Annotated in this window: 19 protein-coding genes; 4 read left to right on the top strand and 15 right to left on the bottom strand. The window is 60.2% G+C overall.

The features are described from left to right. Positions 1-63: 63 nt before the first annotated feature. From NIM86_RS04520 to NIM86_RS04495, 6 genes are all read right to left on the bottom strand, one after another. A complete protein-coding gene (locus NIM86_RS04520; protein ID WP_253379521.1) occupies positions 64-1,734 on the bottom strand; it encodes a long-chain-fatty-acid--CoA ligase in 1,671 nt (556 codons plus the stop codon). Positions 1,735-1,868: 134 nt separating this feature from the next. Further along, positions 1,869-2,423, bottom strand: coding sequence for a DUF924 family protein (locus NIM86_RS04515; protein ID WP_253379519.1), 555 nt, complete (start codon positions 2,421-2,423; stop codon positions 1,869-1,871). An 87-nt stretch (positions 2,424-2,510) separates the two neighbouring features. Beyond that, positions 2,511-3,833, bottom strand: a complete 1,323-nt coding sequence (xylA, locus tag NIM86_RS04510) for a xylose isomerase (protein WP_253379517.1) — start codon at positions 3,831-3,833, stop codon at positions 2,511-2,513. 10 nt (positions 3,834-3,843) lie between these two features. Beyond that, the gene (locus NIM86_RS04505) at positions 3,844-4,608 is read right to left on the bottom strand and encodes an ATP-binding cassette domain-containing protein (RefSeq protein ID WP_253380718.1); all 765 of its coding nucleotides are present in this window, start codon (positions 4,606-4,608) and stop codon (positions 3,844-3,846) included. Positions 4,609-4,721: 113 nt separating this feature from the next. After that, positions 4,722-6,131: a sugar ABC transporter permease gene (locus NIM86_RS04500; RefSeq protein WP_253379516.1), complete on the bottom strand. Its 1,410-nt coding sequence runs from the start codon at positions 6,129-6,131 to the stop codon at positions 4,722-4,724. A gap of 148 nt (positions 6,132-6,279) precedes the next feature. Continuing rightward, positions 6,280-7,323 carry a substrate-binding domain-containing protein gene (locus NIM86_RS04495; RefSeq protein WP_253379515.1) on the bottom strand — a complete coding sequence of 348 codons (1,044 nt, stop codon included), beginning with the start codon at positions 7,321-7,323 and terminating at the stop codon, positions 6,280-6,282. 190 nt (positions 7,324-7,513) lie between these two features. On the opposite strand from NIM86_RS04495, the gene NIM86_RS04490 reads away from it, so the two are divergent. The 4 genes from NIM86_RS04490 to glk are packed head-to-tail and all read left to right on the top strand — an operon-like array spanning position 7,514 to position 12,937. Further along, on the top strand, positions 7,514-8,770 hold the full coding sequence (locus tag NIM86_RS04490; protein WP_253379514.1) for an ROK family transcriptional regulator: 1,257 nt from the start codon (positions 7,514-7,516) through the stop codon (positions 8,768-8,770). Beyond that, a complete protein-coding gene (locus tag NIM86_RS04485; RefSeq protein ID WP_253379513.1) occupies positions 8,767-10,164 on the top strand; it encodes a di-heme oxidoredictase family protein in 1,398 nt (465 codons plus the stop codon). Before NIM86_RS04490 ends, NIM86_RS04485 begins: the two co-directional genes overlap by 4 nt. Continuing rightward, positions 10,161-11,867: a CRTAC1 family protein gene (locus tag NIM86_RS04480; RefSeq protein WP_371872832.1), complete on the top strand. Its 1,707-nt coding sequence runs from the start codon at positions 10,161-10,163 to the stop codon at positions 11,865-11,867. The genes NIM86_RS04485 and NIM86_RS04480 overlap by 4 nt, the downstream gene beginning before the upstream one ends. Before the next feature lie 53 nt (positions 11,868-11,920). Then, positions 11,921-12,937, top strand: a complete 1,017-nt coding sequence (gene glk, locus NIM86_RS04475) for a glucokinase (RefSeq protein ID WP_371872850.1) — start codon at positions 11,921-11,923, stop codon at positions 12,935-12,937. Positions 12,938-12,943: 6 nt separating this feature from the next. On the opposite strand, the gene NIM86_RS04470 is transcribed toward glk, so the two are convergent. The 9 genes from NIM86_RS04470 to ccoG all read right to left on the bottom strand — a co-directional run bounded on the left by NIM86_RS04470 (position 12,944) and on the right by ccoG (position 22,441). Further along, positions 12,944-13,993 (bottom strand): branched-chain amino acid ABC transporter permease, encoded by a 1,050-nt coding sequence (locus tag NIM86_RS04470; RefSeq protein WP_253379509.1) that lies wholly within the window; start codon positions 13,991-13,993, stop codon positions 12,944-12,946. Positions 13,994-13,997: 4 nt separating this feature from the next. Further along, on the bottom strand, positions 13,998-14,882 hold the full coding sequence (locus NIM86_RS04465) for a branched-chain amino acid ABC transporter permease (RefSeq protein WP_253379507.1): 885 nt from the start codon (positions 14,880-14,882) through the stop codon (positions 13,998-14,000). Between the two features lie 76 nt (positions 14,883-14,958). Continuing rightward, the gene (locus NIM86_RS04460) at positions 14,959-16,179 is read right to left on the bottom strand and encodes an ABC transporter substrate-binding protein (RefSeq protein ID WP_253379505.1); all 1,221 of its coding nucleotides are present in this window, start codon (positions 16,177-16,179) and stop codon (positions 14,959-14,961) included. 30 nt (positions 16,180-16,209) lie between these two features. Next, on the bottom strand, positions 16,210-16,914 hold the full coding sequence (locus tag NIM86_RS04455; RefSeq protein ID WP_253379503.1) for an ABC transporter ATP-binding protein: 705 nt from the start codon (positions 16,912-16,914) through the stop codon (positions 16,210-16,212). Then, positions 16,907-17,662: an ABC transporter ATP-binding protein gene (locus NIM86_RS04450; RefSeq protein WP_253379501.1), complete on the bottom strand. Its 756-nt coding sequence runs from the start codon at positions 17,660-17,662 to the stop codon at positions 16,907-16,909. Before NIM86_RS04450 ends, NIM86_RS04455 begins: the two co-directional genes overlap by 8 nt. A gap of 223 nt (positions 17,663-17,885) precedes the next feature. Next, complete coding sequence (gene ccoS, locus NIM86_RS04445) at positions 17,886-18,047, bottom strand: cbb3-type cytochrome oxidase assembly protein CcoS (RefSeq protein WP_253379499.1); 162 nt, start codon at positions 18,045-18,047, stop codon at positions 17,886-17,888. Next, the gene (locus NIM86_RS04440) at positions 18,044-20,362 is read right to left on the bottom strand and encodes a heavy metal translocating P-type ATPase (RefSeq protein WP_253379498.1); all 2,319 of its coding nucleotides are present in this window, start codon (positions 20,360-20,362) and stop codon (positions 18,044-18,046) included. Before NIM86_RS04440 ends, ccoS begins: the two co-directional genes overlap by 4 nt. Next, complete coding sequence (locus NIM86_RS04435; protein ID WP_253379496.1) at positions 20,362-20,865, bottom strand: FixH family protein; 504 nt, start codon at positions 20,863-20,865, stop codon at positions 20,362-20,364. Before NIM86_RS04435 ends, NIM86_RS04440 begins: the two co-directional genes overlap by 1 nt. A gap of 1 nt (position 20,866) precedes the next feature. Then, positions 20,867-22,441: a cytochrome c oxidase accessory protein CcoG gene (gene ccoG / locus NIM86_RS04430; RefSeq protein WP_253379494.1), complete on the bottom strand. Its 1,575-nt coding sequence runs from the start codon at positions 22,439-22,441 to the stop codon at positions 20,867-20,869. Positions 22,442-22,466 lie beyond the last annotated feature (25 nt).

The raw sequence follows: 22,466 nt of genomic DNA, 5'->3' as shown, positions 1-22,466 counted from the left end.
AGGCGGACCCAAGCCCACCTCGTCCCAAACCTACTTCGTCATTGCCGATGCAGTGGCGAAAGATCAATCCGGCCGCAGATTTTTACGAAGGATTTTGCCAACGGGCGATTTCGGCAGTTCGTTCCGGAATTCGATCTTTCGCGGCCTTTTATAGCCCGTCAGATTTTCGCGGCAGTAGGTCAGAAGCCCCTGCTCATCGATCGTCGAACCTTCCTTGCGGACCACGAAAAGTTTGGGCACTTCGCCGCTCTTTTCGTCCGGTATACCGATGGCGGCCGCTTCCAGCACGTCGGGATGGCCGACGACAACCTCTTCGATCTCATTCGGATAGACGTTGAAGCCGGAAACAAGGATCATGTCCTTCTTGCGGTCGACAATCTTAAAGTAGCCGCGCTCATCCATGAACGCCATGTCGCCGGTACGGAAGTATCCGTCCTCTGTCATCACATTGGCGGTCTCGTCGGGGCGATTCCAGTAACCGGCCATCACCTGGGGGCCGGAAATCGCTATTTCACCGACTTCGCCCTGCGCGACTTCTCCGCCATCATCCCCCAGCAGCTTGACGTCAGTCGAAGGGATCGGCACCCCGATCGTTCCGGAGAAATCCTTTGCGTCCAGCGGGTTGGATGTCGCCACGGGTGAGGTTTCCGACAGGCCGTAGCCCTCATGGATCGTGACGCCTGTCAATTTTTCCCAGCGCTCGGCGACAGGCCGCTGCACCGACATGCCGCCGCCCAGGGTCAGACGTAGCTTGGAAAAGTCGAGTTCTCCGAAATCCTTGTTGTTCATCAATGCGACGAACAGCGTGTTGAGGCCGACGAAAACCTCGAATGGCTGGCCCTTGAGCGCTTTGACGAAGCCCGGAATATCGCGCGGGTTGGGAATAAGGAGATTGTGCTGTCCTTCCTCGATCCCGTTCAGCATGTTCACCGTGAGCGCGTAGATGTGATAGAGCGGCAACGGACAGACCATAAGCGTGCCGGGTGCCCGTCCCTCGGGGAAAGCAGCGGCCACCCATATCCGGTTCTGTTCCATATTGGCGAGGATGTTGCGGTGAAGCAGGATCGCGCCCTTGGAAACACCCGTCGTGCCCCCCGTATATTGGAGAAACGCGATATCATCAGGCCCGGTCTGCGGGTCTGTGAAGGTTTTGCTTTTCCCGCTGTTGACGGCGTCATTGAAGCGGACATAGCCATCCAATGAATAGCTTGGCACCATTTTTTTGACGCGCCGCACGACGAAGTTGACGACATAGCCCTTTACGCCGAGCAGGTCGCCCATCGTGGCGAGGATCACGTGTTTGACGCCGGTCTTCTCCTTGATTTTCTCAAGCGAGGCGGCGAAGTTTTCCAGAATGACAATCGCCTCGGCGCCGCTATCGTTGAGCTGATGCTCCAACTCGCGCGGCGTATAGAGCGGATTGACGCCAACCACCGTGTAGCCGGCTCGCAGGATAGCTGTCACCGCTATCGGATATTGCAGCACATTGGGCATCATGACGGCGACGCGTGCGCCCTTTTCCAACCCGAGCGACTGTAGGTAGGAGGCTAGCGCTTCGGACTGACGGGCGATCTCGGAGAAAGTGATGGTTGTACCGAGACAGGTGAATGCCGGTCGATCACCCCACTTCTCACAGGATCGATACAGTAATTCTCCCAGCGAAGGATAACGGAGCGGCTCTATTTCTGCAGAAACCGAGTCCGGATAGTGAGCCAACCAGGGTTTGTCTGTCATCGAATCCTCCACATGCTTCGTCTGTCGCCACGAAGTTCAGACGTTTAACGTAAGCGTCAATAGGAGCAACTATCGCTCTCTGTCCCCATGGTCGCGTATGTCGGTCGCAACACATCCCTACGATAGATAAGCTCCTATTGCCCGTAGCTGTCTGCCTCCGCTAAAAAAACCTTCTCCGCTTCTGTGCTGGATCTTTCCAGCACCCGATTGCGATGGGGAAAGCGGCCGAAACGGCCGATAATTTCCTGATGCTCCTTGGCGAAACGCAACGCCTCTTCCGACCCGAGAGCACCGAAATATTCGACCGAACGATCCTGGTCGGCGGAGGATTCGGAGTGCATCATCGGCATATAGAGAAACTGGCGGCCGTCATCGGTCAGCGAACGATCGAACCCTTGCGCAACGGCATGGCGTGACAAATCGAGCGCAAGCGGATCGGTTGCGAAGGCTCGCGCGGTTCCGCGAAACATGTTTCGCGGAAATTGGTCAAGGACAAGAATGGCGGCCAGCGCCGCGGAGGGTTCGGATTTCGCAATTGGCGGGACATGATTGGCTATCTGCTCATAGAGCGGCGAGAACCGGCTGCGGATCGTGTCGTCTAACTTGCCATCGCCTGAAAACCAGTCTTTCGGTCCGAGTTCGTCGAACCAGAAGCTGGTCACATCGTCCACCCACTCACTTTCGCTCAAATCCAGTCCTCCACAACGCGTGCCCATTGCAGATAGCGCGGTTTAACCCATTGTCCCGCCCAGAAGAGCCTGAATGCTCACGCCGGATCAGACGTAACGATTGACGATGTTTTCAGCCCATTCTTGGCGGCCACTTATCGGCGCCGGATTGACGTTCTGTTCTTCGACCCAGCCGGCGATTTCCTCCAATGTCCGCTCTCCGGCGAGCATTGCTTGCGCGCCCTTCTGGTCCCAACCCGCATATCGGTCGTCGACAAAAGCGCTCAACACGCCCTCGTCCATCATGGCGGCAGCGGCTTTCAGGCCGCGTGCGCAGACGTCCATGCCGCCCACATGGGCGAACAGCAGATCCTTCGGGTCGAGCGACTGGCGGCGTAGTTTGGCGTCGAAATTGGTGCCGCCCGTCGTAAAGCCGCCGGCCTTGAGAATCTCGTAGTAAGCGCGGGCCACTTCCGGGACGTCGTTTGGAAACTGGTCGGTGTCCCAGCCGGACTGCTGGTCGTTCCGGTTCATGTCGATGGAGCCGAAAATGCCGAGCGCGGCCGCCGTTGCGATTTCATGCTCGAAACTATGGCCCGCCAGAATGGCGTGGCCCTGCTCGATATTGACCTTCACTTCGTTTTCGAGGCCGTGGCGTTTGAGAAAGCCATAGACCGTTGCGACATCGTGATCGTATTGGTGCTTCGTGGGCTCTTGCGGCTTCGGTTCGATCAGGATCGCACCATCGAATCCGATCTTATGCTTGTATTCGACCACCAGGTTGAGAAAGCGGCCGAGCTGTTGATCCTCGCGCTTCAGATCGGTGTTCAGCAGAGTCTCGTAGCCCTCACGTCCACCCCAGAGCACATAGTTGGCGCCGCCGAGCCGGTGCGTCGCATCCATACAGGTTTTCACGGTCGCGGCGGCGAAGGCGAAGACTTCCGGATCGGGGTTCGTCGCCGCACCGGACATATAACGGCGGTGCGAGAACAGATTGGCCGTGCCCCAAAGCAGCTTCAGGCCGGTCTCCGCCTGCTTCCTTTCCAGCACATCGACGATGGCATTCAGATTTTTGGTGTTTTCCGCGAAATCATCCCCTTCCGGCCGTATGTCGGCATCGTGAAAACAGTAGAAGGGTACGCCGAGCGCCGTGAACATCTCAAAGGCTACGTCGGCCTTCAGCTTCGCCGCCTCCATGGGGTCACTGGCGCGATCCTCGAACCAGGGCCGGTCGAAGGTTTGACCGCCGAATGGATCGCCGCCCGGCCATACGAAGTTATGCCACCAGCAGACAGCGAAGCGGAGGTGCTCGGCCAACGGCTTTCCCATGACGATCTCTTCCGGATCGTAGTGGCGAAAGGCCAGCTCTTCAGGACCAGCGTCGGGGTTGAAGGGTATTTTCGAAACCTCGCCGAAAAAGCCGGTTGCCATCACGCGGTCCTTAGTTGGTTGTGTCTTCGCTGGTCGCACCGGGGCCGGGCGTTGCGCCGGGCGGGCACTTGCCCAGAATGATCATGCCGAGCACTTCGTCATCGGTGACATCGGCCGTCGCGGCTGAACCGACGATCTGGCCATTCTTCATCACCACGACGCGGTCGGCCAAGTCGAAAACATCGTGAATATCGTGGCTGATCAGGAAGATGCCGATGCCGTCGGCTTTGAGCTGCTTGATCAGTTCGCCGACCTGCGCGGTCTCCTGCGGACCGAGCGCCGCCGTCGGCTCGTCCATGATAAGGATGCGCGCGTTGAAGAGAATTGCCCGGGCAATGGCCACCGACTGCCGCTGGCCCCCGGACAGGCTCTTCACAGGATCCTTGAAGCGTTGAAAATTCGGGTTAAGGCGACCCATCACACGGCGGGCCTCGGCCTCCATCGCACCATCGTCCAGCGTGCCCCACCGCGTCATGATCTCGCGGCCTAGGAAGAGGTTTGCTGCGGCATCCACATTATCGGCAAGAGCCAGTGTCTGGTAGATCGTCTCGATCCCGTACTTCTTTGCATCGCGCGGATTCTCGATCGTCGCTTCTTCCCCGCGAACGAATATCTCGCCGCTGTCTCGCGAATAAGCGCCGGAAAGGATCTTGATCAGCGTCGATTTGCCGGCGCCATTATGACCGAGAAGCGCCACCACCTCGCCCGGATAAAGGTCTATCGAGGCGTGATCGACGGCCTTGATACCACCGAATGCTATGGAAATGTCCTGCATGTCGATCAGCGGTGTGGCGCCGGTCTCGCCACGCCTCGCGGTCAGCGGTTGGGCTGGCACGTGTTCGGGAAGATGCGCCGTAGCGGTCTGTACATCGGTCATGGCGACCTCCTTTATTTGGCCCGGCGGCGATAGATCGTGTCGAGGAAAACAGCGAGCACCAGAACGCCGCCGACGACGATCTGCTGGACGGCGCTGTCGAACCCGATCAGGACCATGCCTGTTTGCAGGCTCTGCATGAGAAGTGCGCCGATGATCGCCCCGTAGATCGTGCCGATACCGCCGGCGAGACTGGTGCCGCCGATGACTGCCGAGGCGATGACGTAGAGTTCGTCCAACGTACCGAGCGAATTGGTGGCCGAGTTGAGGCGAGCAGAAGAAATGACAGCGGCGATGCCGGCGAGCGTACCCATGAGGGCGAATATCTTCACCGTCATGAACCGCACATTGATACCGGCCAGTTCGGCCGCTTCGGGATTGCCGCCGATTGCGAAAACGTATCGGCCAAAACGGGTGCGCGTTGTCAGGAAGGTCATGAAGAGACCGACCGCGATCAGGATCAGTACCGGAATGGCGAAGCCATGGCTGATGAAGATGCCGCCTTCGGGTACTTCAATGCCTTCGCTTGCTGTATATTGCCGGACGATACCGCGCGGCCAGCCATAGGCGTTGACGATCAGCACGAAGCCGATGACCAGCAGGCAACCAAGCGCGCCGACGAAGACTTCCGCCCATATCGGACGTGTCGGAAAGCCGAAGCGCTGGCGTTGGAGTCGACCGTTATAAAGAGCCCATGCGATGGCGAGACATGCAATGATGCCAAGCGCCCAACTCCAGAACGCTCCTATAGAGCCGTATGGCCCGCCACCCAAGAGGTTGAATGTCGGATCGAGCGGGCTGATCGTTTCGCCACGAGCCATCAGATAGGCCACGCCGCGCCAGACCAGAAGGCCGCCAAGCGTGACGATGAAGCTCGGTATTTGCGCGTAAGCAATGAGAAATCCATGAAGCGCGCCGACAAGCGCGCCGGCAAGCAGCCCGGCCGCGATGGCCACGATCCAGGTTCCGCCCCAGCCGAGGCCAACGAGATCGGGCATCCATCTGGCCTGGGTCAGACCCATCACCATGGCGCACAGGCCGAGCATGGAACCGACTGAAAGGTCGATGTGGCGCGTTACGATGACGAGAACCATTCCCGTCGCCATGACGCCGATGGATGCTGTCTGGACCGTGAGGTTCCAAAGGTTTCGGGAAGTCAGGAATGCCCCGAAACCATTGGCGAATTCGCCATAGAAGTGGAAGCCGAGCCAGATGAGGACCAGCGCGCCGACCATTCCGAGCAGCCGTTGGTCGATCTCCGTGGCGTGCAGAAAATTACCGACAGGTCCGGATTTCTCGCGAGCGATAGGCCCGGCGCTCGGACGCGCGGCGCCGGACGAGCGCTCTTCCGTGATGGCCGTTTCCTTCGGCTGCGGCGCGGCGTTTTCGCTGGGCCGGCCTTGTTCATAAGTGCTGTCGCTCATGGCGGACCGCCTTTCAGGTCGTCGCCGGGCAAGCCCGGACTGAAGCGGATCATCTGGGTAGGAGGGCTCGTTCACGCTTTACGGGCGAGCCGGCCTCGATGCTGGAAGACCGCCCCTTCGTCGGGGCGGCCTTTTCTTTCGACTGATGTCAGCCCTGGCAGGCTGCCACGTCGTCCTTGGCGCCTTCGCAGGCCTGTTCCTTGGAGATGTGCCCGGCATCGATCGCCTGGTTCAGCGTCTCCTTGGTGATCGGAGTCGGCTCAAGGAAGATGGCGTTCATCTCGACGCCCTTCTCGCCACCGCTCCACTTCTCTGCGCCTTCGACCTCTTCCATGGAGGTGCCGTCGGCGAGCGCGGAAGCGATCTCCGCGGCCTTCTTGCCGAGGTCGCGGCTGTTTTTCCAGACCGACACGGTCTGCGTTCCGCGTGCCACGCGGTTCAGTGCGGCAAGATCGCCATCCTGCCCGCCAACCGGCGTGGAGGCGTCCATGCCCTGTGCCGAGAGTGCCGCAATAACGCCACCGGCCATGCCGTCATTCTCTGCGAGAACGGCATCGATCTTGTTGTTCTGCGAGGTCAGGCACTGCTCCATATTCTTCTGGGCATTGTCCGGCTTCCAGCCATCGGTGAAAGTTTCGCAGGCAATATTGATTTTGCCGGCCTCGGCGTCTTCACCGATCACTTCCATCATGCCTTCCAGCAGGAAGGCGGCGTTGGGATCGCCCTTGTCGCCCTTGATGATCGCGAAATTGCCTTCCGGCTTCACCTTGGTGACTTCCTCGGCAATGATCCGGCCGACGCCCTTATTGTCGAACGTCAGGTAGAAGGCGCGTTCATCCTCGATCAGACGGTCGTAACCGACGACCGGAACGCCTTCATTGGCAGCCTGTTCGATGGCCGGGCCAATCGCATCCTTGTCCATGGCCAGAATGATCAGCGCATCGACGCCCTGCGACAGCAACGCTTCGACATCGGTAATCTGCTTGGCGGCGGAAGCCTGGGCATCGGCGGAGACGTAGCTGTCCCCGGCTGCTTCGATGGCTTCCTTCATGGCCGCTTCGTCGGTTTTCCAGCGTTCCTCCTGGAAGTTCGACCACGACACGCCGATCTTTTTGCCCTCAGCGAGAGCCGGGGCGGCGAACGCCATGCCTAGAGCAGCGCCGGCCAGCAGCGCCGTTGTAAATGTCTTCATCTGTTCCTCCCAATGCGCCATGCGCAGGTCTCACACACCGGCGTGCGCCGGCCTCCGATGAAGCTTTATTTCAAGCCTCGAAAAAAAGCGTGACGTATCGTCTCGCATGTGTCAAGAAGGAATTGGGAGTTTTGTAAGTTGTTGCGCTGCAAACATTATTTGCTGCAATGGCGAAATGGAGGAGAGTCGGATGGCAGGGCGGACGGTCGCCACACGCCCGGACGATATGCGCCGTATCAATAGGGAGCGCGTCCTCTTCGCTTTGCGCAGGGCGGGGCAGGCGAGCCGTAATGAGCTGGCGCGTCACACCGCGCTTTCGGCTGCGAGTATTTCTACGATCACCGGAGAACTGATCGATGAAGGGCTTGTGGTCGCAGCCGGCGACAGTGACATACAGCGCACCGGTCCGACGCGTGGACGCCCGCGCATTGCGCTCATGCCGTCGCCCACTGTCGCATCTCTTGCGTGTCTGGCGTTACAATTCGGCAATCTGAGCATTCGGCTCGTCGATTATTGCGGTCAGGTTCTCCATGCCGAACAGATGGATTGCCGCACATTGGAACTAAGCGATGTCCAACTGATCGAGGCGATGGAAGGACTTGTGCAGGCGGCTCTGTCTGCCACGGGGCGGCGTGCCGGACCTCTGCAAGGCATTGTCATTGGCGTTGCCGGCGTCATCGATCTTCGGGGGACGACGATCCGATGGGCTCCTGCGCTCAGTGTGCGCGACGTTCCGGTCGCGGACGGTCTCGGTGAAAAGCTTGGCGTACCTGTCCGCCTCTGGAACGATTGCGACCTGATGGCCGAAGCCCTTCACGGCGAAGGATTTGCTGATGGCGGCGATTTCGGCACTCTGCTTCTGTCGCGCGGTGTCGGCATGGCGCTTCGTCTTCGCGGCCAGCTGATCAACGGCCTGGCGTCATCGGGTGTCGAATTCGGCCACATCCCGGTGCACCCCGAAGGAGCGCTTTGCCGCTGCGGCAATTACGGCTGTGTGGAAGCCTACGCCGGCGATTACGCGATGGCGCGCCGCGCAGCGGGACTCTCTGGTCGTACGCCACCCGCGCCGATCGGCGAAGTGCGCGAGCTCGCCTCCATCGCTGAGCAGGCCAGTAACGGTAGCAAGGACGCCGCCGCGGCATTGGCGGAAGCCGGTGCGGCGGTCGGTTATGGCCTCGCTTCAATTTTCAGCCTTGTCGACCCGTTTCCATTGATGATCGTCGGCCTGAATGAAGATTTGCGGCGGCCGTTGACGGAGTCGATCCGCGCAACGCTTGGCAAGACGCTCGCCGGCAAGGCGGTTGCGGACGAACTGGTCATCGATGGCCAACCCGATCCAACCCCTCTTGTGCATCGGGGTGCGGCATTATCCGGACTGGCAACGCTCGACCGAACGCTGGTTGCCAACCCGACGGTGGCGAAGCCGGCTGGGGGAGAGGCCGCATGAGACTGATCGGACTGTTTTCACTTTTCCTTCTTCTGCCTGTAACGGTTCTTGCGGCTGGTGATCTTTTTGACGAGCGCGCGAGGATCGAACGCCTGGAAGATGAGGCCTTTGCCGGCGCCTTAACGGGGCAGAGGTTTCAGATATTCCGTGACATTGGAGAAGAACTTTTCACCGCACGGTTCACTAGCGCCGATGGAGCCGGGCGGCGCATGGCGACACAGGCCATCATTCCGACCAAACGCAAAAGACCTGCGCCAGCCACCTTTCAGCGCCTCGCAGGCATGGATGCCAATAGCTGCGCTTCCTGTCATCGCGATCCAAGACCGGGCGGCGCCGGCGATTTTTCCGTCAATGTCTTTGTATCCGAAGGGTTTAATCAGGCCGATTTCGACACGACCGACCCGCAATTTTCCAATGAACGCAATACGAACCATCTATTCGGAGCGGGGCTGATCGAGCTGCTGGCGCGGGAGATGACTGCCGACCTTCAGATGATTCGAAGCAATGCTCTGGTCGAAGCCAGGCGTTCCGGTCAGACGGTGCGCAGTCCGTTGACCTCCAAGGGTATCGATTTCGGCGTAATAATCGCCGAGCCGGATGGCATGGTCGATCTGTCCGAGGTGGACGGCGTCGATACCGATCTCGTCATTCGCCCCTTCTCGCATAAGGGTGTGATGACGTCGCTGCGACAATTCAGCGTCAATGCAGCCAACCACCATCACGGGATGCAGGCGGCGGAACGTTTTGGCGCACGCTGGACCGGCGAAGCCGATTTTGACGGTGACGGCTTTGACGATGAGGTTGGCGAGGCAGAAATCGCCGCGCTGGTCGCCTGGCAGGCCAACCTTCCTGCTCCGGGTCGTAGCGATGATCTAGACGAGGGAGATGCGGGTCGCGTTGCCAACGGCGAGCGGCTGTTCAACGAAATCGGCTGCGCATCGTGTCATAGACCTGCACTACCGCTCGACAGCCTGACTTTTGCCGACCCCGGCCCGGTGGATGCCGCCGGCACGATGCGCCAGGGCGAGGGAACCGACCGCCGCTACGATCTGACGGAAGCCGCGATGAATTTGCCTCGCAACGACAAGGGACAGATTATGGTGCCGCTATTCGGCGATCTGAAACGGCATCGCATCGTCGATCAGCAGGTGGATGGCTTCGGCAACGAGCTTCTGGCCCAGCGCTTCGTCGATCGCGACGTTTTCCAGACGACCGAGCTATGGGGGGTTGGTTCGACCGCGCCGTATGGCCACCGCGGCGACAAAACCACCCTGCACGAAGCAATCGATGCCCATGGCGGCGACGCCCGCAGGTCGCGCGACGCCTATCTGGAGCGTACCGATAAAGAGCGCGCCGATCTGATCGGTTTCCTAAGAACGCTGGTGATTCCGTGAGGCGGCTTCTCCCCATCCTCGCCGCCCCCTTTTTCTTTTCGCCCGCCCATGCGAGCGAACCGGCGGCGCTTTCCATGGATGTGCCGGTTCTGAAAAACGAGGCCAGCGCGGCCGGGATCGAGCATATCTATGACGGGCCATGGGAATATTTCGTCGGCGGCGGGGTCGCGGCATTCGATTGCAATGGCGACCGCTTTCCCGATCTCGCTCTGGCTGGCGGCACGAACGATGCGGCGCTCTACGTCAACCGATCCATGCCGGGCGAAGCGCTGCATTTCGCGGCGAAAGATGACGCGCTGCCCGCCGATGCGCGCGGCAAAGTAACGGGCCTTTATCCGCTCGATATCGACGGCGACGGTAATAAGGATCTGGTCGTGTTGCGGGTCGGCGAAAACATGATCCTGAAAGGCGATGGCGCCTGCCGCTTCAAGAAAATGAACCGGGACATCGGCTTCGATGGGGGCCGTGAATGGAGCACCGCCTTCAGCGCGACTTTTGAAAAGGGCAGGCGCTTCCCGACCCTGGCTTTCGGCAATTATGTGGATCGCAGCGCGCCCGGCTCTCCCTTCGGTACATGTCACGACAATATTCTGATCCGCCCGGCAGAGGGTGCAAACGGGTTGCCGGATTATTCGGAGCCGCAATCTCTGACGCCCGGATACTGCGCCCTTTCCATGTTGTTCACCGACTGGAACGGCTCGGGCACACCGTCGCTGCGCATCACCAATGATCGGCAATATTATCGCGGCGGACAGGAAGAGCTTTGGCGTGTCGATCCCGGCCGTCCGGCTCGGCCCTACCGGTCCTCCGATGGCTGGCGTGCCGTCACCATATGGGGCATGGGAATTGCCGAAACCGACCTTGATGCCGACGGCAAACCCGAATACGCCCTTACATCTATGGGTGATACGAAATTACAGACGCTGGATGACGAGGCCGAGAGCGACCGACCCATCTATCGTGACATTGCCGTTGAAAAAGGGGCAATGGCGCAGCGGCCATACGTTGGCGACGACATCAAACCGTCGACCGGGTGGCATGCCGAATTTGCCGATATGAACAATGACGGACGAACCGACCTCTTCATCGCCAAGGGCAATGTGCAGCAAATGCCGGATTTCGCACGGTTCGATCCCGACAATCTTCTGCTCGGCACGTTCGACGGCCGTTTCGTCGAGGCAGGCGAGCCGGCTGGGCTTGCGCAGCCGACACGCGGGCGCGGCGGCGCTGTGGTCGATCTCAACATGGATGGAATGCTCGACCTGATCGTCGTGAATCGCCAGGCGCCGGCGGCAGTCTTCCGCAATATCGGCGCACGATCGATGGAGGGGAAAGAGCCGGCTCCGATGGGCAACTGGCTCGCCATAGAACTGCATCAGTCTGGACCGAACCCGGACGCCATCGGCGCGCTGGTCTCGGTGCGCATCGGCAATGAGACGATCACCCGCCGTATCGCAATCGGCGGCGGTCATGCGTCCGGCCATCTTGGCTTCGTGCATCTTGGGACAGGAACGGCGGAGAGAGCGCAGGTGCGCATCAAATGGCCCGATGGAGAGTGGAGTGCGCCCTACCGTGTTTTCGCCGGCAATTTTGTGCGCATCGACCGCGATACCGATCACGCCCGGTACTGGTATCCGGTTCGTGTCGATGATGAATTGGCCGGACGAAGCGTAACAGATGCGACGCCGGGCAATCTTCAATGACGGTTTCCAGACTGGCGCCTTCGGCAACTAATCCGCCTGCGATTCAAAGCGGTATGGCCGGCGAAGCACTGCCTTTTCCGGTCATCGTCGGCGATATTGGCGGCACCAATGCGCGTTTCGCGATCGTGCCATCGGCTATGGAGCCGTTCATTCGCTTGCCATCCCAGCGTACCGCTGCTTTCGGCAGCATTGAAGACGCGCTTGCTGCAGCTCTCGCAGAGTGGGCTGGCGAGCCGCCGGCTTCGGCGCTCTTTGCCGTCGCGGGCCCGGTCCTCGGCGACCGTATACCGCTGACCAATTGCCCTTGGGTGATCGACATTCATGCCGTCATGGCCCGTCTCGATCTTGCGATGATTATGGCGGTGAACGACTTCGAAGGACAGGCGCTTGCGGCAGCCGCGCTGCCGCAGGAGGCGTGGATCACTCTTCGGGAAGGTTCGCCGTTTGCCGGCGCGCCGCGTATCGTTCTGGGTCCCGGAACGGGACTTGGCGTCGGCGGCCTAATCGATCTTCCCGACCTTTGGGTGCCGGTGCCGGGTGAAGGCGGTCATGTCGATCTCGGTCCACGCACCGACGACGACCTGGCGCTATGGCCCTATTTGCACGAGAGAGTGGGGCCGCGCGTGTCCGGCGAATCCGTATTATGTGGCCGCGGCCTTCTTACGCTTTATAGCGCCATGTCGGCGCGTCATGGTGCTGAGCCGCGTTATCAGAGTCCGGAAGATGTGACAGAAGCCGCCTGCACTGGAAGCGATCCGCTGGCCGAAAGGACGATCCGTCACTTCGTAACCTATCTCGGACGCGTGGCAGGCGATCTGGCCCTTATTTATGGTGCGAGGGGCGGGGCCTATATCACCGGCGGTATCGCACCGGCGATTTTGCCTTTCCTGCAGGGAAGCGAGTTCACGCGCGCTTTCGATGACAAGGCGCCGCATTCGACGTGGCTGTCATCGATTCCCATCCATGTGGTGGCCCATGATTCGCCTGCCATCGCAGGCCTTGCGGCCTATGCCGCCGAACCGGCGCATTACGCGGTTTCGCGAGCGGAACGCTCCTGGAAGAGAAACTGAGCGCCCTTAACTCTCCTGCACTGTTCGAGGCGCGTCGCCGCCGCGCCCGTCCGACCGCCCGCGCCATCGGTTCCATCGGTGCGACAACTCGCCAACGATGCCCCGACGGAAAAGCAGCACGCATACGACGAAGACCGCGCCTTGGACGATGGTCGTCAGCGAACCGATCTGCGCCAATTCGTTCTGCAGGGTGATAATGATAGTCGCCCCGAGGATCGGACCCAGCATGGTGCCGATCCCGCCGAGAACCGCCATCAACACGACTTCGCCGCTCATCTGCCATTGCACGTCTGTCAGTGACGCAAGCTGAAAGATCATGACCTTGGTCGAGCCGGCGAGCCCCGCCAGCGTTGCCGACAGGACGAAAGCAAGAAGTTTGTAGCGGTCAGCATCGTAGCCGAGCGAAATGGCCCGGTCCTCATTCTCGCGGATGGACTTCAGAACCTGTCCGAAGGGTGAATGGACCGCGCGATAGATGATGAAAATGCCGAAACAGAAGATCGCCAGTACCAGGTAATAGACATTGATGTTGCGGGTCATGTCGATCACGCCGAAAAGTGGCTGGCGCGGCACACCCTGAAGACCGTCCTCACCGCCTGTAAACGGTGCCTGAAGGCAGACGAAATAGACCATCTGCGACAGCGCCAGCGTGATCATCGCGAAATAGATGCCCTGGCGGCGAATGGCGAGAGCGCCGATCAGAAGGCCCAGCAGCGCGCCGGTCGCCGTGCCGGCGAGAATGCCGAGTTCGGCCGAAAAACCGAGCGATTGCAGGCAGTAGCCGGTCACGTAGGCCGAGAAGCCGAAAAAGGCGGCATGTCCGAAGGACAAGAGCCCGGCAAAGCCGAGCAGCAGGTTGAAGGCTGCGGCGAAGAGGGCGAAGCACAGCACCTTGGCGATCATCACCGGATAGATGAAATGCGGTGCTATCAGCAGCGCCACGATTCCGATCACGGCCCAGAGGCGAAGATCGGCAATCAGCGGGGTCCGGCGCTCGCTTTCTTCATCGGCGAGATGCGACAATTCACCGGAGGAATGCGCGTTGCTTTGGCTCATTGTCCTATGCCGCCTTTCCGAAGAGGCCCGCTGGTCGGACGATCAGCACGATCGCCATGACCACGAAGATGACGATATTCGATGCTTCCGGCCAGAAAACCCGCGTCAGACCTTCGCATACGCCAAGAAGAAAACCCGATACGATCGCGCCCTTGATCGATCCCAAACCGCCGATGACGACGATGGCGAAGACCACGATGATGATATTCGATCCCATAAGCGGATTGACCGAATAGATGGGTGCGGCGAGAACCCCGGCAAAAGCGGCAAGCGCGACTCCGAATCCATAGGTGATCGTGACGAGAAGCGGTACGTTGACGCCGAAGGCGCGCACGAGATCGGCGTTTTCCACCGCCGCGCGCATGGTTGCGCCGAGTCGTGTCTTCTCGATGAGCAGCCAGGTCGCGATGCACACGATCAGTGAAGCGGCGATCACCCACGCTCTGTATGTTGGCAGGAACATGAAGCCGAGATTGAAACCGCCCTGCAGTGAATCGGGTATGGCGTAACGTTCGCCCGACACGCCGTAGAAGTGACGGAACGCGCCCTCAAGAAGCAACGCGAGGCCGAAGGTAAGGAGCAGGCCGTAAAGATGGTCGAGATCGGCAAGCGGGCGTAACAGCAGACGTTCGATCACAATGCCGAAAAGGCCGACGATGATCGGCGCAAGCACCAGCGATGGCCAATAGCCGATGCCCAAAATATCGAGCAGCAGAAAGGCGACGAACGCGCCGACCATGTAGAGCGCGCCATGGGCGAAATTGACGATGTTCAGCAGGCCGAAGATAAGCGCGAGGCCAAGGCTCAGAACGGCGTAGAACGCGCCATTGATCAGCCCGATCAGAAGCTGCCCCATAAATACCGGCAGCGGGATGTCGAAGAACGCCATTCTATGTCCCTATCTACGCCGAAACGCATATGTGAGCCGGGCGGCCATTGTAGCCGCCCGGTCAATTGGCCAAAGCTCAGCCCTTGGCGGCTTCGCAGCTACCGTCTTCCAGCTTGCGGAAGGCGTCATCGCCCGGAATGGTCCGGATAATGTTGTAGAAGTCCCAGTTGCCCTTGCTCTCGTCCGGCGTCTTGACCTGCGCAAGGAACATGTCGTGGACCATCAAACCATCGGCGCGCACCTTACCATTGCGGGAAAAGGCATCCTCAATCGGCATTTCCTTCAGCTTTGCGACGACGGCTTTCGCCTCGTCGGTCCCGGCTTCCTTGACGGCTTTGAGGTAGTTCAGGGCGGAGGAATACATGCCGGCCTGAACCATGGTGGGCTTGGAGCCATGCTTTTCTTCGAACTTGGCGCTCCATTCGCGCGCCATGTCGTCCTGATCCCAGTAGAAGCCCGTTGTCAGGGTCAGGCCCTGTGACGCATCGAGGCCAAGAGCTTCCACATCCGTCAGGAACAGAAGCAGCGAAGCCAGCTTCTGCCCGCCTTGCACAATGCCGAACTCCTGAGCCTGTTTCACGGAATTCTGCGTGTCGGTGCCGGCATTGGCGAGACCGATCACCTTTGCGCCGGAGCCCTGCGCCTGAAGAAGGAATGACGAGAAATCCTGCGTCGGGAAGGGCGCACGGACATTGCCGACAACGGTTCCGCCATTGGCTTTCACCGCATCCATGGCGTTTTCTTCCAGCTTGTGACCGAAAGCGTAGTCAGCAGTGATGAAATACCAGCTGTCATTGCCTTCCTTCACCATCGCGACGGCGGTGCCATTGGCTAGCGCATCGGTGTCGTAGGTCCAATGAATGCCGGTTTCCGGCGCGCAATTCTCGTTGGTAAGCGCGGCGCTCGCCGCACCGTTATTGATATAGGCGATGTTCTTTTCGCTGGTCACTTCCTGCAGGGCGATGCCGACACCGGAATTGGCGCCGCCCAGAATGAGGTCGACATTGTTCTGGTCCGACCACTGCCGCGCCAGATTGGAGCCGATATCCGCCTTGTTCTGGTGATCGGCGGTCATCAGTTCGATTTTCTTGCCATCAATCTCTCCGCCCATCTCATCGATGGCCATCTGCACGGCCACCACCGAGCCCTGTCCGTCCAGCGCGGAGTAGGGGCCGGACATATCGAGCAGCATGCCGATCTTGACCGCATCGTCGGAGATGCCCCCGTCCTGCGCGAGGGCAGGGGATGCAAGAGCGGTTGCCGCGCCGGCGAGAAGCATAGTTCTGAGTAGTTTCATGTTTTCCTCCCAAGGATTGTCGGTCTCGGTTCAAACGCCGAGATAACCTGTGATTTTCTCTCTGTTGGCTTCCACCTCACGACGCTCGAAACTGTCGATGACCTCGCCATGTTCGACGACATAGTGACGGTCTCCGACGGCTTCGGCGAAGCGGAAGTTCTGTTCGACCAGAAGAATGGTGAAACCCTCCTCCTTTAGCTTCTGGATGATCTGGCCGATCTGTTCGACGATGACCGGGGCAAGCCCTTCGGTCGGTTCGTCGAGAAGAAGAAGATGCGCGCCTGTCCGCAGGATGCGCGCAATGGCGAGCATCTGCTGTTCGCCGCCCGATAGTTTGGTGCCTTGGCTGGCGCCGCGCGCCTGCAAGATCGGGAAGAGTTCGTAGACGCGATCAACGCCCATGCCGCCTTCGGCCACCACTGGCGGCAGCATGAGATTTTCCTTGACGGTGAGCGACGAGAAAATCCCGCGCTCCTCCGGGCAGAAGGCAATACCGGCCCGGGCGATCTGATTGGCCGATAGACCGATGGTCTCGACCGAACCGAACCGGATGGAGCCGGTCCGCTTGCGAACGAGCCCCATGATCGAGCGCATGGTGGTCGTTTTGCCGGCGCCATTGCGACCGAGCAGCGTGACGATTTCGCCTTTGCCGACGGTGAAGTTCATTCCGTGCAGAATGTGGCTTTCGTCGTACCAGGCCTCCAGCCCTTCGACGCTCAGCAGGAACTCAGTCATGGTGGGCGGCCCCCATATAGGCGGAAATCACTTCGGGATTTCGGCTCACCTCGTCATATGTGCCTTCCGCCAGAACGGCGCCGCGCTGAAGCACGGTGATCGTATCGGAGAGATCGGCCACCACGCTGAGATTGTGTTCCACCATGAGAACGGTCCGTCCTTCGGCGACGCGGCGAATAATATCTGCCACGCGTTGGACGTCGCCGGTCCCCATTCCGGCCATCGGCTCGTCGAGCAGCAGGACTTGAGGCTCCAGCGCAATCGTGGTCGCCAGTTCCAGCAGGCGCTTGCGCCCATAGGGTAGCTCGACCGCCAGATTGCGCTCCGCATCATCAAGGCCGACCGTGGAGAGGATGGAGCGCGCCTCATCGTTCAGGACGTTCAACCGGCTTTCAGATTTCCAGAAATGGTAGGAGTTGTGCATTTTCCGCTGGAGGGCGACGCGGATATTTTCAAGCAACGTCAGATGCGGAAAGACCGATGAGATCTGGAAGCTCCGCACGGCGCCCATACGGGCGATTTCCGCTGGCTTGCGCTTCGTGATGTTCTCCCCGTTCAGCAGGATAGTGCCGCTGGTCGGCTGAAGAAACTTGGTGATCAGATTGAACATGGTGCTTTTGCCAGCGCCATTCGGTCCGATCAATGCGTGGATCGTTCCCTCCGCAACCTGCAGCGAGACATCGTCCACGGCGGTGAAGCCCTTGAAGGACTTTGTGAGATTTCGGGTCTCAATGACATAACCCGTCATTCCAGGCTGGCTCCTCCCAGATCCAGTAGCGAAACGGCCTCCAAACCGTTTCATGCGGCCGCCGCGAACATTTGATCGATTGCGGCATCCTACTGCCCCGTATGGGAGCGCTAAAGTGTCGCTATGACAAGGGAAAAATTGGAAAAATTTTTCTTTACGCTAGGTCAAGCAGGCTGGATGCGGGGGCGGACAGCAGACAGACCGGGTCGTCCAGCCCCCTGCTTTATCGGTCGGTAGGCCGATCATCCGGATCGTCCTCAAGCACCCGCCATGCCGCGCCGTCCAGATCGTCGAACTGGCCGCTTCTGAGCGACCAGACAAAGGCGGCGAGGCCCACAAGTCCGAGCAGGAGAGCGATCGGCAGTAGCAGCAGGATGACGTTCATCCGGCGACGCCTCCATTGGGCGTTACCACAACGGCAGCATCGCCCAAGGCTACCTGATCGGCGGAGTTTCGGTTGCCTGTCGACAGCCGCAACGCATTGCCCACCACGAGGATCGACGATCCGCTCATCAGCAGCGCGGCGATAAGGGGCGTGACAAATCCGGTCATGGCCAGCGGCACGGCCAGGATATTGTAGCAGATCGCGAGGGTCAGATTCTGGCGAACCAGTCGACGGGCCTGCTGGGCAAGTGTCAGCGCGTTCTCCACGGCGTCCAGGCCAGGTCGGGTGAAAACGAAATCGGCAGCGAGGCGGCCGACATCGCAGGCTGAGCCCGGCGCGAATGAGACGTGCGCGCCGGCCAAACTCGGCGCGTCGTTCAGCCCGTCACCGACCATCAGCACCTTTGCGCCATTCTCCCTTAGCCTATCGAGACGCTCCAGCTTGTCGGCTGGCCGGCACTCGGCACGCAGGTCCTCGATGCCAAGGCGCTCTGCAATGGTGGAGACCGCAAGCGGTCCGTCGCCGGAAAGCAATTCCACCGCAAGACCCCTCTCGCGGATGGCGTTCACTGTCTGGATGGCCTGTGGACGCAAGCTTTCTGCCATTTCAATCGAACGGACAGTCTCTCCTTCAAAGGCAAAGGCCAATCCCGTCGCCGGTGGCTGTATCCCGGCCGGTATGCGGGCGATGTCGGCCACCCAATCGGCTCGGCCGAGCCGCGCGATTTTGGTGCCGAGCCGCGCTTCTATACCCGCCGCCGGCACTTCACGGATCGCTTCGGCATGGAGGGAAGCGCTGTCGTCCAAATAGTCGGCAACCGCCATTGCAGCCGGATGTGAAGAATGCCGGGCCAGTTCGCACGCAGCGCTGCGCTCGCGGACGGTTGCAAGCAAACATTTGGCGACGCGCGGACGGCCCGTGGTCAGTGTGCCGGTCTTGTCGAAGATAACATGATCGGCCTCGGCCAGCCTCTCCAGCGCATCGCCATTGCGCATCAGGATGCCGGACTCGAAAAGGCGTGCAGCCGCGATCACATGGACAACAGGCACGGCCAGGCCGAGGGCGCAGGGGCAGGTTACGATAAGAACCGCCACTGCTGTGTCGAGCGAGGTCCAGATATCCGCCGACCAGAGCATCCATCCGACAAAGGTCAGAGCCGCCAGAGCATGCACGACGGGCGCGTAAAGGCCGGCAAGTCGGTCGGTGAGCGACGCCGTTTCGCCACGCCCTTGCTCGGCGGCTTCCATCATCGTTGCGATCTCGGAGAGGAAGCTCTTATTGGCAGTTTTTTCCACGCGCAGATCGAGCGGTGCGGAAAGCGCAAGAACGCCTGCTTCCAGCCGCGTGCCGGGCGCCGCTGCGACTGGCTCGGACTCACCTGTCACGAGGGAGCGGTCGACCGTCCCTTCACCTTTCATGACAATGGCATCGACCGCCAGCCGCTCGCCGGTGGTCAGACGTACAATGTCGCCGGGTCGCAATTCATCGGCCGGAAGCCATTCCGTCTGGCCGTTATCTGCGACCACTCGCGCGCCCTTCGGCGCCATTCGGGTTAGCGAAATGACAGCGCTGCGGGCGCGTTCGCGCATCCTCTGGTCCAGATAGCGGCCAATCAGCAGGAAGAAGGTCAGCATGACCGCCGCGTCGAAATAGATATGGCCTTCGCCGATAATCGTCCGGGTAATGCTCATGCCGAGCGAAAGCAGCAACGCCAGCGCGATAGGCACGTCCATATTCACCCGCCCGGCCCGAACGGCCGAGAGCGCGGAGGTGAAGAAAGGGCGTCCCGCAAACGCCACCGCCGGTACCGCGATCAGTAGCGAGACGAAATGGAAAAGGTGCCCGGTAGAAGCTTCCGCGCCGCTCCAGACGGAAACGCTCAGCAACATGATATTGGCGGTGGCGAAGCCGGCAACGGCTAGGGCGATCAGAAGTCGCCTGGCTTCCTGACGGTCCCTTTCGGCATCGAGGTCGCCAAGATCGACAGGCAGCGCATCGTAGCCCAACCGCTGGACCGTTTTCTCTATGACGTCGAGAACATCCGCGTCGTTGCTGTCGAACATGACGATCAGGCGGCGCAGCGTCAGGTTTGCGCGGACGCTCAGCACACCCGAAATTTTTGAAACTCCGCTTTCCAGCGCGGCGATACAGGCGCCGCAGTGCATATCCGGCACGGATAGAACCAGACGTCCTATCCCTTCGGCCTCCTGGCGAACGGAATGAAGCCATTCGGTAAGGCGTTGCGCACGCGCGGCATCGGCCAGCAGATCTTTCGATCCGCCGTGACCGTCCAATGCGGGAGCGCAACAGCTCATCAGTCGGCCCCCACCTCACTATTGGGAACAGAGAAGCGGACCGAGCCCTGCCAGGGGTCGAGGCCTCTGGCATCCACCGTCAGCTCGGCGATCCATTCGCCAGCATGCAGCTGGACTTCACGGCCATATCCACCGCGAGCGAGAGCCGGAAGTTCGACCGTCTGATCGTCACGGTCGTACATGACACCGCTCAGCGAAGCTGTGACGGCAGCGCGCTCGATCGATTTTCCATCGCCATCCTTGAGCGTCACGGTGAGAAAGCCGTCTTCGACATTGGCGCCGATCTGCCAGCCACGCGCCATCTGCGCCGCCTGCCGCACACGTTCTTTTTCGAAATTCTGGCTGGCCACGTAGGAGTTCTGAACGACAAGCCCGGTCCAGCTTTTCGATGCGAAAAATGCGAGCGTCAGATTCACGGAGATGACCACACCGAAAAAGGCGATCATGATCATCAGCATGTGACGGCCAGTGAAGGGGCCTCCACGGAAAAGGGAGTGGTTCATCTTAATTCTCCGGCGCTTCGAAGCGGGCGCGATAGGAATCATGCTCCTGGTCGCTCTGGTCGTCCACGCTAAAGGTGAACGATGTTTTTCCTGCCGCGAGGCGGTCTCGCGGGACGGTCACGAAGACCTTTAATTGCCGCAGTTTATCGGGGTCCACCGGCACTGCCACGCTGCGCGCCGGCTCATCGTTGATTTCGTTGACGGACATGGAAGCCCCTTCCAGTCCTTCGATCCCGAGGCGGATGGTGCGTGGCTCTGGCTTCATGTTCAGGATCTTGATCGTGTAGCCGTTCTGAACGGAGCCATCCGATAGCCGCGTGAAAACCGGATTGCGGTCGTGCAGCACGTTCACCTCCAGACGGTCGCGCATTCCCAGTGCCAAAAGCATGGCGATGCCGATCGCCACCCAAAGGCCGGTGTAAATGAAGGTGCGGGGACGCAGCAGATGCGACCATCGGAAATGGCGAAAACCGTCTTTGATATGGCCGTCGTCAGTGTGCACCCGATCGGGGTCGATCCTGCCGGAACCCGGCTCGGTCGCCATGGCCATGTTGAGGTTGTAGTCGGATAGCGTGGCATAGGAGATAAGCCCCCGGTCTCGGCCGAGCTTGTCCATCACCTCGTCGCATGCATCGATACAGAGAGCACACGTAATGCAGGCCATCTGCTGGCCGTCGCGAATATCGATGCCCATCGGGCAGACGACGACACAGGCATTGCAATCGACGCAATCGCCTGTCTTCACGCCGGCCGCCGCTTTTCTCTTCTTGCCCCGGCCACGCGGCTCGCCCCGCCAGTCATTATAGGTGACGGTCAGGCTTTCCTCGTCCAGCATAGCCGCCTGAATGCGTGGCCATGGGCACATATAGATGCAGACCTGTTCACGCATCAGCCCACCGAAGACGTAGGTAGTCGCGGTCAGAACGGCGACCGTCATATAGGCAACTGTCGGCGCCTCACCGTGGATGAACTGGTCGGCAAGCGTTGGCGCATCTGCGAAATAGAAAATCCACGCGCCTCCGGTCGCCACCGCGATCACCAGCCAGATGGCGTGTTTGGAGACGCGCTTTGCGATCTTATTCAAGCTCCAGTGTGCGTTATCCAGCCTGATCCGCGCATTGCGGTCTCCCTCGATAAAGCGCTCGATCACCAGAAAGAGATCGGTCCATACCGTCTGCGGACAGGTATAGCCGCACCAGGCGCGGCCCGCGACCGAGGTGACAAGGAACAAGCCGATGCCCGCCATGACGAGCATGCCGGCGACGAAAAAGAATTCCTGTGGCCAGATCTCGACCATGAAAAAATAGAAGCGGCGGTTCGCCATATCGACGAGGACCGCCTGATCGGGGGCGAATTGGCCCCGGTCCCAGCGAAGCCAGGGCGTCACGTAGTAAATGCCCAGCGTGACCGCCATGATGATCCATTTCAGGCGACGGAAGCGTCCGCTCGCCCGTTTCGGAAAGATTTTTTTGCGCCCTTCGTAAAGCGGCTTGTCTGACGGGTCCGCATTGACCGGCTCGACATCATGGCGGTCGACATCATGATGTGGGCGGGTCGGCTCAGAAACACTCGACATTTTTACTCCTGGAAACCGACAGGGC

The sequence above is a fragment of the Notoacmeibacter sp. MSK16QG-6 genome, assembly GCF_024158145.1.
Classification (GTDB): Bacteria; Pseudomonadota; Alphaproteobacteria; order Rhizobiales; family Rhizobiaceae; genus Notoacmeibacter.
The sequence above is the reverse complement of the archived record's forward strand: the minus strand, read 5'-3'. Positions and strand labels throughout refer to the sequence as shown.

What these genes read in the sequence shown, in the direction of transcription:
- NIM86_RS04450 (WP_253379501.1), bottom strand. Translation starts at nt 17,662, where the DNA reads ATGACGGGTTATGTCATTGAGACCCGAAATCTCACAAAGTCCTTCAAG.
- NIM86_RS04440 (WP_253379498.1), bottom strand. Translation starts at nt 20,362, where the DNA reads ATGAGCTGTTGCGCTCCCGCATTGGACGGTCACGGCGGATCGAAAGAT.
- NIM86_RS04505 (WP_253380718.1), bottom strand. Translation starts at nt 4,608, where the DNA reads ATGCAGGACATTTCCATAGCATTCGGTGGTATCAAGGCCGTCGATCAC.
- NIM86_RS04485 (WP_253379513.1), top strand. Translation starts at nt 8,767, where the DNA reads ATGAGACTGATCGGACTGTTTTCACTTTTCCTTCTTCTGCCTGTAACG.
- NIM86_RS04495 (WP_253379515.1), bottom strand. Translation starts at nt 7,323, where the DNA reads ATGAAGACATTTACAACGGCGCTGCTGGCCGGCGCTGCTCTAGGCATG.
- NIM86_RS04435 (WP_253379496.1), bottom strand. Translation starts at nt 20,865, where the DNA reads ATGAACCACTCCCTTTTCCGTGGAGGCCCCTTCACTGGCCGTCACATG.
- NIM86_RS04470 (WP_253379509.1), bottom strand. Translation starts at nt 13,993, where the DNA reads ATGAGCCAAAGCAACGCGCATTCCTCCGGTGAATTGTCGCATCTCGCC.
- glk (WP_371872850.1), top strand. Translation starts at nt 11,921, where the DNA reads ATGGCCGGCGAAGCACTGCCTTTTCCGGTCATCGTCGGCGATATTGGC.
- NIM86_RS04490 (WP_253379514.1), top strand. Translation starts at nt 7,514, where the DNA reads ATGGCAGGGCGGACGGTCGCCACACGCCCGGACGATATGCGCCGTATC.
- ccoS (WP_253379499.1), bottom strand. Translation starts at nt 18,047, where the DNA reads ATGAACGTCATCCTGCTGCTACTGCCGATCGCTCTCCTGCTCGGACTT.
- NIM86_RS04520 (WP_253379521.1), bottom strand. Translation starts at nt 1,734, where the DNA reads ATGACAGACAAACCCTGGTTGGCTCACTATCCGGACTCGGTTTCTGCA.
- NIM86_RS04460 (WP_253379505.1), bottom strand. Translation starts at nt 16,179, where the DNA reads ATGAAACTACTCAGAACTATGCTTCTCGCCGGCGCGGCAACCGCTCTT.
- xylA (WP_253379517.1), bottom strand. Translation starts at nt 3,833, where the DNA reads ATGGCAACCGGCTTTTTCGGCGAGGTTTCGAAAATACCCTTCAACCCC.
- NIM86_RS04455 (WP_253379503.1), bottom strand. Translation starts at nt 16,914, where the DNA reads ATGACTGAGTTCCTGCTGAGCGTCGAAGGGCTGGAGGCCTGGTACGAC.
- NIM86_RS04465 (WP_253379507.1), bottom strand. Translation starts at nt 14,882, where the DNA reads ATGGCGTTCTTCGACATCCCGCTGCCGGTATTTATGGGGCAGCTTCTG.
- NIM86_RS04500 (WP_253379516.1), bottom strand. Translation starts at nt 6,131, where the DNA reads ATGAGCGACAGCACTTATGAACAAGGCCGGCCCAGCGAAAACGCCGCG.
- ccoG (WP_253379494.1), bottom strand. Translation starts at nt 22,441, where the DNA reads ATGTCGAGTGTTTCTGAGCCGACCCGCCCACATCATGATGTCGACCGC.